This is a genomic window from Planktosalinus sp. (assembly GCF_059864935.1).
In genome coordinates, this window is the sequence record NZ_JCBCCK010000212.1 from 1 (window position 1) to 10,909 (window position 10,909).

Here is a 10,909-nt window from a genome sequence, read left to right on the forward strand (position 1 = left end):
AAGTTAGAAGTACAGAAATTTTATTGATGCCAAATCAAGTATATTGAAAAGCTCACCAAATAAAAACAAATCGCAAAGCAATCTAAAGACATATAATCGATACTTTTCTTTCGCTAAAGCGAAATTAAATTATTTTTTTCACGCTGTATTTTGAATCAAAAAATTTCATTCCTTTGAACTCTTATAACCAAAAAATTTTATGATATTTCCAAAAACGGAATTGTGTTTTATCAGTCCTAAAATCGGCTACGGGGTGGTGGCAAAAGAATTTATTCCAAAAGGCACAATTACTTGGGCTTTAGATGCTATGGACAGGGAATTTACTCCTCAGGAAATTGCTCAAATGGATGCCAAATACCAAAAAATACTTGACTTTTATACCTATAGAAACAACCGGGGGAATTTTGTTTTTTGCTGGGATTTTGGTCGCTATGTCAACCACAGTTTTAATGCCAATTGCATCAGCACGGCCTATGATTTTGAAGTGGCTATTCGCGATATTCATCCCGGTGAGCAATTAACGGATGATTATGGTTATTTAAATATTTCAGAACCTTTTGAAGCCGAAGACGAAGGCACAGAACGAAAAATTGTTTACCCCGATGACTTGGTGCGCTATCATAAAGAATGGGATGAAAAAGTGAAAGCTGTTTTTCCTTTGATTACATCATTAAACCAACCGTTACGACCTTTTATTTCAGAAGAAGTCTGGAAAAAGGTTGAGAAAATTGCTGCCGGCAAAGAGGAAATGCTTTCCATCCTGAGCTGTTATTTTGAGGAAAATAAACTGGAACTGGGTAAGTCAATATAAATCTATCCCGACTTGTTTATCTCAATAAACCATTGTTTGAATTCAGGCAATGCAATTTCTTCAAAATGATTGATTACTTTGTCTGCAAGCCTGTAATCCTGATTTTTTGAGTGGACGCTGTCGTAACCCACGCAAGCGATGTTTGCAGCTTTTGCAGCGAGAATGCCGTTTGTTGAATCTTCGATAACCACACAATTGCGCCTTTCTTCTTCCGCGGCCTGAGCTGCTTTTATAAAAATTTCGGGATGTGGTTTTGAGGCTTTTAAATCGGCACCGCTTAGTTTTTCTCTAAAGTAGGGGTTCAAATTAAAACGATCAAAAACAGCATTGATGGTTTCCATAGACGCTGAAGATGCCAGAACTAGTGTAAGCCCATTTTCATAGTATTCCTCAATGCGTTCCTTTACCCCAGAAATAAGCGCAAGGTCCGGATCATTGATAAACAGCTCCTGAAACTTTCTGCGTTTGTGCAAAACGAGTTCTTGTGGGTCAACATTTATTTGAAAATGTTCACACAACTGCCGGCAGACTTTTAGAGTGGATTGACCGGTAAAGCTGTGGTACATCGTGTCTGTTACCTCCAGGTTCCTGTCATAAAACATTTGAAAATAGGCTTTGTGGTGCAGGGGTTCTGTGTCCACAATCACACCATCCATATCAAATAATATTGCTTTTAATGACATCAAAAAGAGTTTTGGCAAAAGTAAATAACTACCATTTCTTAAACGACTTTTTTAACAAGAGCTTTCCTATATATTTCTTAATTCCTTAGCATCTTTGGAGCATTTTTGTTATTATAGCTTTTTAGAAATGGAACTATGCTTGAAAGCCAGGAAATAAAAGAGTTGATTACTTTTCGAAAAGAATTGCACGCCCACCCCGAACTTTCCGGTGATGAAAAAGAAACGTCTAAAAGAGTAATCGCCTTTTTGGAAAAATGCAAACCTTCTCAAATAATATCTTCTGTTGGAGGTTATGGTGTTGTAGCGGTTTATGACAGTAGAAATAATGGCCCAAATGTATTGTTCAGGGCAGATATGGATGCGCTTCCCATAGAAGAAGACAATAATTTTGAACACAAATCAGCTATCAACGGAGTATCCCATAAATGCGGTCACGATGGCCATACGGCAATTTTGCTGGGATTGGCAACGTTGCTTTCAAAACATCCGCCCCAAAAAGGGAAAGTTGTTTTGCTTTTTCAACCAGCTGAAGAAATTGGTGCCGGTGCAGCTGCTGTTTTAAATGACGAGAAATTCAAAGAGATTAAGCCCGATTGGGTTTTTGGTTTACACAATCTTCCGGGATTTCCATTGCATGAAGTGGTCTTAAAAAATGATTTATTTACGGCATCTGTCGTTAGTCTTGTTGTTGATTTAAAAGGAAAAACCGCACACGCTGCAGAGCCTGAGCACGGCATCAATCCTTCTTTAGCCGTTTCTGAGCTACTTTTGCAGGCATCAATCTGGTCTAACAATTCACCTGAGCGTGATGATTTTGCTGTAGTTACTCCTGTTCAGGTCAACTTGGGAAGTGAAGCTTACGGAACTTCTGCCGGACAAGCTAAACTCGGTTTTACCATTCGCGCCTGGACAGAGGAAGAAATGGAACAGCTTAAAGCGAAAATTGAAAACTTCATAATCTCTTTAGCAAAAAAACACCGGTTGAAATTAAGTTTCAAATACATCGAAGAATTTAAAGCTTGTGAAAATCACCCAAAAGCTGTCGAGCAAATCAAAAAAGTTGCTGATGGTCTTAACCTTAAAGTTGCCAAACTTCAAATGCCTTTCAAATGGGGAGAAGATTTTGGGTTGTTTACTCAGCAATACAAAGGCGCTTTTTTCGGAATTGGTGCCGGTGAAAACTGCCCCGCACTTCACAATCCCGATTATGATTTTCCGGATGATTTGATACCCACCGGAGCACAACTATTTTACGAACTTTGCAAAAACCACTTGGCATGCCCATAAATTTTCATACTTGTCAAATTGAAATCAGTAAGTCAGCTTATAAGCACAATCTTGACTTTTTAAGAAAAACGCTGAACGAAGGGGTTAAAATATCTTCTGTAGTGAAAGGAAATGCTTATGGGCATTCTGTCGAATTGTTTGTGCCCCTTGCGGAAGAAATGGGCATCAATCATTTTTCGGTTTTTAGTGCAGACGAAGCTTTTGCAGTTCAAAAGGCAAGTAAAAAGAAAAGTGAAATTATGATCATGGGTTATGTGGAAAACGAGCAGTTGGAGTGGGCAATTGAAAATGACATTTCGTTTTATGTTTTTGACCTTCCCCGATTGTATCAGGCCATTGGTTTGGCTAAAAAGAGTGGAAAAAAAGCCGGAATCCACATTGAAGCCGAAACAGGAATGCACCGCACCGGCTTTGACGTGAATGAGTGGCAGGAAGTAGCTGAAACCCTAAAAACCAATTCAGAAAATTTAATTTTCGAAGGCTTATGTACACATTATGCCGGAGCCGAAGAAATCGCTAATTATTACAGGATCAAACAGCAACAGCAAAATTTCAGAAGGGTGAAAAATTATTTTAAAGCCTTTGGGTTAACCCCAAACACTATCCACTCGGCTTGTTCTGCGGCGAGTTTAAGATATCCGCAAACCCAAGGCGATATGGTGCGGTTGGGGATTGTTCAATATGGTTTTTTCCCTACCAAGGAAGTGTTGATTCATTATTTGGAAAAAGCCAAATTAAAAGTAGACCCCCTTAAAAGACTTTTGACATGGAAAACCAGAGTAATGGATACTAAACAAGTCAAAACAGGTGATTTTATTGGTTATGGTACATCTTTCATGGCAAGTCAGTCTATGAAAATTGCCACTCTACCGGTGGGCTATAGTCACGGATTTAGTCGGTCGCTTAGTAATCTTGGCAGGGTATTGATCAAAGGACATAGGGTGCCGGTGATTGGTATCGTAAATATGAATATGTTGACTGTTGATATTTCCGGATTAGAAGGTGTCGAAAAAGGTGACGAAGTTGTCTTAATCGGCAAACAAGGGGAGCTGGAAATTGGCGTGAGTTCTTTTAGTGAATTCAGCAACCAAATTAATTATGAAATGCTCACCAGATTGCCGGCAGACATTCCCAGGAAGGTTGTTGATTAATTTCAGAATTCTGTGTTTAAACTTTGTCATTTTGATTTGTTTAGGCTAAGTTTATACACGTTTTTATAACTAGTTGTAAGCATCCTTATGTCCAAAGAATTTTTAGAAAGTTTCCTGCAATACTATATGGTTCCAATACTATTTGTATTGTTGATTTTTTTGGCATTAATGCTGGTTTACAACCGACTTAATTATGCTTATATTTCCTATAAAAAACGAGTTTACAATCCCAAAATAACAGAAAAACTTACTGAACTCACTTTTATGGGCCTGCAGGGTGAAGCTTTGGAAAATGAAGTGAAACAAATCAAGGCTGAGTTTCCTTTTCGTAAAAAATGGTTTAGAAAGCTGTTACTTTCCTCCATTATTGACTTGAGTCTAAGCCTAAAAGGCGATTTGATATATCAGGTTCGGGATATATACATGGCTTTTGGCTTACATAAACACAGCCTGAAACTCATTAAAAGCCCATTTTGGTACACCAAATGCACAGGAATCAACCATTTTCAGTCATTGAACTTTGTTCACGGCCAGAAGTATATTAAGCCATACATTTCCTCAAAAAACGAAATTTTGCGCTCCAATGCTTTTATTGCACATTTATATCTTACCACAGAACCTTTTGATTTTTTGGTTGATTACCCTTTTCCAATTTCAAGTGTGAATGAGTATAAAGTGATCGATGTGTTTTATATGAAAAAGGAACCTATTCCAAAAAATATTGCTGAATGGCTGGAAGCAAAAAACGAATCAATCGTCATTCTGGGTTTAAAAGTGATGGTGTTTTACAACGACACAGCTTCTTCTGAAAAAATCATTAGTTTACTTTGTCACAGCGAATTTAGGGTCAGGCAAGAGGCTATTTTATCCATTCGTGAATTGTTTTTAATTGATGCTGAAGAAACCTTGCAAGAAAGATTTGATTTGGAGAAAAAGCGGCTTAAGGTTGAAATTCTTAAATCACTTGCTTTAATAGGAAGTGAGCCAACAGTTTCGTTTATCTCAAAAGCACTTAACCGAAAGGATTTGGATAAAGACATTAAAATGGAACTGTTGAAATGCCTTAAATCTGTTGACCCTGATTATTTTGATACACGTTTTATGATGGATATGGAAATAGAACGAATGAAAGCACATATTAATTCAGCATTAATATGAGGGAGGTCTATCATTTTTTAGTTGAGTTTCTTAGTGTATACGAATGGTTTATTGCCGGATACGCCAGCTTTTATATTATTTCCTATTTAATTTTTGCTTTTTTGTCTTATTATGCCATCAGACGTTATGTCCTGATGAAACACTACATCAACGAGGAGGTTCTCATAAAATCAAATGAAGCCATTGGGGTATCAGTAGTTGCGCCTGCTTTCAATGAAGGAGCAACCATAGTATATAATGTAAAGTCATTGCTTTCACTTTCTTATCCGAAATTTGAAGTGATTATTGTTAACGATGGAAGTTCAGATGACAGTTTACAAAAACTCATCGATGAATTTGAATTGGAAAAAGTGCCATTTTATTATCAGGAACACATACCCACAGCTACAATTAGAGGTCACTATAAATCCAGAAACCCGGTGTACTCAAAACTGTTGGTGGTTGATAAAGAAAATAGAAAATCAAAAGCTGATGCTTCCAATGCCGGTATTAATTCGTCGCAATATCCTTTGTTTTTGTGTACTGATGTTGATTGTATTTTAAAACCTAACACAATAGTAAAGCTCGTTAAACCTTTTATTGAAAGCAAAACAAGGGTCATCGCTGCCGGAGCGGCAATCAGAAGTTCAAATTCCTGCAAAGTAAATGAGGGGTTTCTGTTAAAAGTACATTTTCCAAAGAAATGGTATCCTATGTTTCAGGAGCTGGAATATGTAAGGGCATTTCTTTTCGGGAGAATGGCCTGGAGCCAGTTAAACAGCCTGATACTGGTTTCCGGAGGGTTGGGGATTTTTGATAAAGAAGTTGCCATAGAAGCAGGTGGGTTTATGCATACTTCAATTGGTGAGGACATGGAATTAATCATCAGAATGCGAAAAGTGATGTATGACAAAAAGAAAAAATTCAAAATCACTTACATCCCCGAGTCCCTTTGCTGGACTGAAGTACCTTCTGACTTGAAAATCCTGATGCGACAGCGCATTCGATGGGCAAGAGGATTGGTAGATACACTGTTTATACACCGCAAGATGTTTTTTAATCCGAAATATGGCCGAACTTCGTTTTTTTCGTTGCCATATTTTTTCCTCTTTGAGTTTTTAGCACCCATTATTGAAGCATTCGGCCTGCTATTAATTTTAACGAGCTTGATCCTGTCCTTTTTTTATGTCGGGTTCATCAACTACGAATTTTTGTTATGGACAATGCTTTTTGTTTACCTGTTTTATATTAATATTACCATTATATCAATTTTACTCGATGAACTGCTTTACAAAAGCTATGCAAATGTCAGGGAAGTCATTAAGCTCATAGGAATGGCACTGATTGAACCTTTGGTGTATCATCCGGTTGTTGTGGTAGCAGCAATAAAAGGATACTGGCAGTTCTTTACTAAAAAAGAGGCCAAGTGGGGCGTAATGGTTAGAAAAGGGTTTACTGAAATAAAAAAATAAGTTATGGTAAGTCAAAAAAATAGAAGTTTGGTAATCACACTCAAATTGAAAATAGTTTTTTCTTTCTTTTTTGTTTCCGTTTGCTATTCAGGTCATTCACAACAGGTCAATACAGATAGTTTGCTTATTCAAGGATATGAATCGCTTAAGCAGGGAAAGTATGATTTGGCAATGCAACAAGCCCATTTGGGCAAAAAAATAAGTCCAGAATACCTTGATTTTCAGGTGCTCATTGGCAGAGTACACCAACTGACAAAAAGCAGTGACAGCGCAAGGTATTATTTCAAGAGGGTTTTGGTTGAAAATACAGCCTATGAAGAGGTTTTTCTCTATTTAATCAATTTAGAATTTGAAGCTGAAAATTTTTCAGGGGCAAAACCTGTGATTGAACAATCCATTATGCATCATCCCGAGAATAAAACATTTTGGATGAAAAAACTTCAATACTTTCAATTGCTTAATGATTTTGAGGGCGAACGGAATTTTCTGGAAGAACTTTCAAAAAAATATCCTGAAGATCCTGAAATCAGGCAGCGTGTTTTTTGGCTTGACTCCAGGTATAATAGCGATAGAATTGGCCTTCAATACAGTCTGACAAGCTTTGATCGTGATGGAATAGGCCCCTGGCATTTGGGAACTGTGCAGTACATAGGTGAAAGAAAATGGGGCTCTGTGTTGGGAAGAGTCAATTATGCAAACAGACGATCTCAGGGCACAACGCTCATTGAAGGCCTGCAGTTTGAAGGCGAAACCTTTTTCTTTACGGGCGATAAAAGCTATGCCAATGTTACCGCTGCCTATTCAGATGATGAGGTTTTTCCGAAATGGCGTTTAGGAGCTACTTATTTTCAAACCCTGTCAAGAGGCTGGGAAGTTGATTTCGGACTTCGCTATACTTATGTTGCAGAGACCAATATTCCCGGAGCTAACCTTGGTTTAGGAAAATATGTGGGATCTTACTGGATTCATCTTCGGTCATTTTTTCAGCTGCAAAATGAAGAGGTTTACCCTGCTTTTACTCTCACAACACGCTATTACTACAACACCCGGTTTGATTATGTTAATTTCATACTGGGATATGGCACTTCGCCCGATGAACGAGTCGTGCTGGCCGATTTAAATCAGCGTATAGCCCTAGATTCCTATAGAATTGGTGCCGGTTACTACAGGCAGTTTAATAAACACTTTTTGAGTGGAATTCAAGTGGTTTATAATCGGCAAGAGTATATTCAAGAAAATTGGCAAAATGAAATTGAAGCCTTTTTTATGTTGCATTATAGATTTTGATTTTATTAACCTTCAAAAATTCCTACAAAAAAATACACAATATCGATTAATAGTATTTTTTAGCTGATATTAGGGTAAGAAAAAGTTGCAGGTTTCCTTTTTTTTGCTAAATTAGCCCCGTGTAAAGTGTTTTTTGCCCGAAAAGCGCTTTTAAGTGTAAAACCCAAATTTACATAACCTATGAATAATGTTGAAAAAATCCTTGTAGTTGAGGACGATCTTTTAACTATGAGAATCCTGAATTTCATCTTGAAAAAAGAAGGCTATGCTGTTTCTACAGCAAAAAATGGTTTAGATGCCATTGAGCGAATTGAAACCATACAGCCTGACTTGGTAGTTACCGACGTAATGTTGCCATTAAAATCTGGCCTTGAGGTCACAAATTTTTGCAAAGAAAAATTCCCGCACATTCCCATAATTGTTTTATCAGCACTTGGTGAAGAAGAAGGAACCGTCACCAAAGCTTTTATGCTTGGTGCAGATGATTTTGTTGCAAAGCCTTTTAATCCAAATGAGTTCTTACTGCGTGTGAAAAGATTGCTCACGAAGAAAGAAATCAGAATGGCGATTTAACTGCAATACGCTTCAATATTAAGTTAAAAATCGGTTCAGGAAATTTCCTGGGCCTTTTGTGATTTTTATAAAAATCTAAAAAATATTAACTTCATATTAATCAATTTTAATACCTTATATTTCTTAAATTTGCACTTTCATTTTTAATAGCAAATTTTGATAACCCTTCACGACAAAACTTTTGTTCCTTTTATCAGTGAATCAGAAATTAATCAGGCAATAAAAACTCTTGCCAATAAAATTTCAATTGATTATAAAGAAGAAACCCCCATCTTCCTTGGGGTGCTTAATGGGGCTTTTATGTTTTTAGGCGAATTGATGAAAAATTACCCGGGGAATTGTGAAGTAAGTTTTACAAAACTGGCCTCCTATTACGGAACATCAACCACCGGAACAATGAAAAATTTGATTGGTTTAAATGAAAATATTGAAAACCGGCACGTTATAATAGTTGAAGACATAGTCGATACCGGTCACACCCTGGAGTATTTGATGGAAGTACTGAATGAAATTAAACCAAAATCCATCAAAACCGCCACACTGTTTTTTAAACCTGAAGCTTATAAAAAGAATATACAAATAGACTATATAGGAATGGAAATCCCCAATAAGTTTATCGTTGGTTTCGGCCTCGATTATGACGGTTTGGGGCGAAACCTTCCGGAAGTCTATCAATTAAAATCATAAATCAATGACAAATATCATATTATTTGGCCCTCCGGGAGCCGGAAAAGGAACACAAGCAGAAATTTTAAGAGACAAATACAACCTCGTTCACATTTCAACCGGCGATGTGTTCAGGTACAACATAAAAAATGAAACCGAACTGGGCAAACTTGCCAAATCCTACATGGACAAAGGCCAACTCGTTCCCGATGAAGTAACCATCAATATGTTAAAAGCTGAAGTTGAAAAAAATGAAGGAGTAAACGGGTTTATTTTTGACGGTTTCCCCAGAACCGAAGCACAAGCTGATGCTCTTGAAAACCTGCTGCAATCAATAAACACTAAAGTAAGCGGAATGGTTGCGCTGGAAGTTGATGATGAGGTTTTGGTGCAACGATTACTCGAAAGAGGAAAAACCAGCGGCAGGGCCGATGATGCTGATGAGTCAATCATCAGAAACCGAATAAAAGTCTATTATAACGAAACCGCAATTTTGAAAAACTACTACCAAAAACAAAACAAGTACTTTGGCGTGAATGGTGTAGGTAGCATCGCAGAAATCACAGAAAGACTCAATAAAGTTATTGATAACTTGTAAATTCCAAATTCCAAATTCCAAACCTGAAACCTCAAAGTACAGCCGTAATATATTACGGCTCAACTAGAAACAAGAAACAAACCAAAAACAATTAACCATTAACCAAAAACAATGACTGAGGGCAATTTTGTAGATTACGTAAAGATGCACGTCTCTTCCGGAAAGGGAGGACAAGGTTCTGCACATTTGCACCGTGAGAAATTTGTGGAAAAAGGTGGTCCTGACGGAGGTGACGGTGGACGTGGCGGTCACGTTATTGTGAGAGGTAAAGACAACCTTTGGACGTTATTACATTTAAAATACAGAAGACACGTAAGGGCCGGTCACGGTGAGCACGGTTCAAAAAGCCGGAGCACAGGTGCAGACGGTGAAGATGTTTATATTGATGTGCCATTGGGAACGGTATTTAGAGATACCGAAACTCAGGAGATTATCTTCGAAGTCACCGAAAACGGAGAAGAAAAAATCCTACTTGAAGGTGGTAAAGGCGGATTGGGCAACTGGAACTTTAAAACAAGCACCAATCAAACCCCGCGTTATGCACAACCCGGCATTCCCGGTCAGGAAGCAGATGTTACATTGGAACTCAAAATTCTTGCTGATGTGGGTCTGGTAGGCTTTCCCAATGCGGGGAAATCAACCCTGCTTTCAGTCATCACTGCGGCAAAACCCAAAATAGCCGATTATGAATTTACCACATTAAAACCCAATCTTGGAATCGTTGAGTACCGCGATTTTCAAACCTTTGTAGTGGCAGATATTCCAGGAATCATCGAGGGGGCAGCTGAAGGCAGAGGACTGGGACATCGCTTTTTACGTCACATTGAAAGAAACTCTACATTGTTGTTTCTTATTCCGGCTGATTCAAAAAATATTAGGGAAGAATATGATATTCTTCTCAATGAACTCAAAAAATACAATCCCGAATTACTGGACAAATCACGTTTAATAGCCATTTCAAAAAGTGATTTGCTCGATGAAGAGCTCAAAGCCGAAATGAAATCAGAACTGGACAAACAGTTTAAAGGTTTACCTTACCTCTTTATTTCAGCTGTAGCACAACAGGGTTTAACCGAACTGAAAGACAAACTTTGGAAAATGCTTAACGCGGAAGAATAAAATGTCATATAAGCTTGAAGTTAACAAATAAATATGGTAATTATTAAGCATTGATTAGTAGTTTATGAAAAGCTATCTTATACAAAAAAAAGTCCCCCTCTGTGGGAAGGGGATTTAGGGGGAGG

The 10,909-nt window shown here is 37.7% G+C and carries 11 protein-coding genes; 10 read left to right on the top strand and 1 reads right to left on the bottom strand.

Annotated features, from left to right (window positions below):
- The first annotated feature begins 199 nt into the window (after positions 1-199).
- Complete coding sequence (locus AC6F75_RS07555; protein WP_500714367.1) at positions 200-811, top strand: SET domain-containing protein-lysine N-methyltransferase; 612 nt, start codon at positions 200-202, stop codon at positions 809-811.
- 2 nt (positions 812-813) lie between these two features.
- Here AC6F75_RS07555 and AC6F75_RS07560 read toward each other — a convergent pair whose 3' ends face one another.
- The gene (locus AC6F75_RS07560; RefSeq protein WP_500714368.1) at positions 814-1,494 is read right to left on the bottom strand and encodes an HAD-IA family hydrolase; all 681 of its coding nucleotides are present in this window, start codon (positions 1,492-1,494) and stop codon (positions 814-816) included.
- A 135-nt stretch (positions 1,495-1,629) separates the two neighbouring features.
- Between AC6F75_RS07560 and AC6F75_RS07565 the strand changes: the two genes are divergently transcribed.
- The 9 genes from AC6F75_RS07565 (at position 1,630) to obgE (ending at position 10,784) form a co-directional block, all read left to right on the top strand.
- Positions 1,630-2,781: an amidohydrolase gene (locus AC6F75_RS07565; protein WP_500714369.1), complete on the top strand. Its 1,152-nt coding sequence runs from the start codon at positions 1,630-1,632 to the stop codon at positions 2,779-2,781.
- Complete coding sequence (gene alr / locus AC6F75_RS07570) at positions 2,772-3,932, top strand: alanine racemase (protein WP_500714370.1); 1,161 nt, start codon at positions 2,772-2,774, stop codon at positions 3,930-3,932. The genes AC6F75_RS07565 and alr overlap by 10 nt, the downstream gene beginning before the upstream one ends.
- Before the next feature lie 87 nt (positions 3,933-4,019).
- Positions 4,020-5,090, top strand: coding sequence for a HEAT repeat domain-containing protein (locus AC6F75_RS07575; protein ID WP_500714371.1), 1,071 nt, complete (start codon positions 4,020-4,022; stop codon positions 5,088-5,090).
- Entirely contained in the window at positions 5,087-6,541 is a 1,455-nt protein-coding gene (locus AC6F75_RS07580; RefSeq protein WP_500714372.1) for a glycosyltransferase, read from the top strand. Before AC6F75_RS07575 ends, AC6F75_RS07580 begins: the two co-directional genes overlap by 4 nt.
- A gap of 3 nt (positions 6,542-6,544) precedes the next feature.
- On the top strand, positions 6,545-7,828 hold the full coding sequence (locus AC6F75_RS07585) for a YaiO family outer membrane beta-barrel protein (RefSeq protein WP_500714373.1): 1,284 nt from the start codon (positions 6,545-6,547) through the stop codon (positions 7,826-7,828).
- Positions 7,829-8,008: 180 nt separating this feature from the next.
- Positions 8,009-8,401, top strand: a complete 393-nt coding sequence (locus tag AC6F75_RS07590; RefSeq protein WP_500714374.1) for a response regulator — start codon at positions 8,009-8,011, stop codon at positions 8,399-8,401.
- Between the two features lie 156 nt (positions 8,402-8,557).
- Positions 8,558-9,088: a hypoxanthine phosphoribosyltransferase gene (hpt, locus tag AC6F75_RS07595; protein ID WP_500714375.1), complete on the top strand. Its 531-nt coding sequence runs from the start codon at positions 8,558-8,560 to the stop codon at positions 9,086-9,088.
- Positions 9,089-9,092: 4 nt separating this feature from the next.
- A complete protein-coding gene (locus AC6F75_RS07600; RefSeq protein ID WP_500714376.1) occupies positions 9,093-9,665 on the top strand; it encodes an adenylate kinase in 573 nt (190 codons plus the stop codon).
- A 111-nt stretch (positions 9,666-9,776) separates the two neighbouring features.
- The gene (obgE, locus tag AC6F75_RS07605) at positions 9,777-10,784 is read left to right on the top strand and encodes a GTPase ObgE (RefSeq protein WP_500714377.1); all 1,008 of its coding nucleotides are present in this window, start codon (positions 9,777-9,779) and stop codon (positions 10,782-10,784) included.
- The last annotated feature ends 125 nt before the right edge of the window (positions 10,785-10,909 follow it).

Bases quoted from the DNA above. Each gene is read 5' to 3' on its own strand.
- AC6F75_RS07590 (WP_500714374.1), top strand. From the start codon at position 8,009: ATGAATAATGTTGAAAAAATCCTTGTAGTTGAGGACGATCTTTTAACT.
- AC6F75_RS07555 (WP_500714367.1), top strand. From the start codon at position 200: ATGATATTTCCAAAAACGGAATTGTGTTTTATCAGTCCTAAAATCGGC.
- AC6F75_RS07585 (WP_500714373.1), top strand. From the start codon at position 6,545: ATGGTAAGTCAAAAAAATAGAAGTTTGGTAATCACACTCAAATTGAAA.
- AC6F75_RS07560 (WP_500714368.1), bottom strand. From the start codon at position 1,494: ATGTCATTAAAAGCAATATTATTTGATATGGATGGTGTGATTGTGGAC.
- AC6F75_RS07580 (WP_500714372.1), top strand. From the start codon at position 5,087: ATGAGGGAGGTCTATCATTTTTTAGTTGAGTTTCTTAGTGTATACGAA.
- AC6F75_RS07565 (WP_500714369.1), top strand. From the start codon at position 1,630: ATGCTTGAAAGCCAGGAAATAAAAGAGTTGATTACTTTTCGAAAAGAA.
- AC6F75_RS07575 (WP_500714371.1), top strand. From the start codon at position 4,020: ATGTCCAAAGAATTTTTAGAAAGTTTCCTGCAATACTATATGGTTCCA.
- alr (WP_500714370.1), top strand. From the start codon at position 2,772: ATGCCCATAAATTTTCATACTTGTCAAATTGAAATCAGTAAGTCAGCT.
- AC6F75_RS07600 (WP_500714376.1), top strand. From the start codon at position 9,093: ATGACAAATATCATATTATTTGGCCCTCCGGGAGCCGGAAAAGGAACA.
- obgE (WP_500714377.1), top strand. From the start codon at position 9,777: ATGACTGAGGGCAATTTTGTAGATTACGTAAAGATGCACGTCTCTTCC.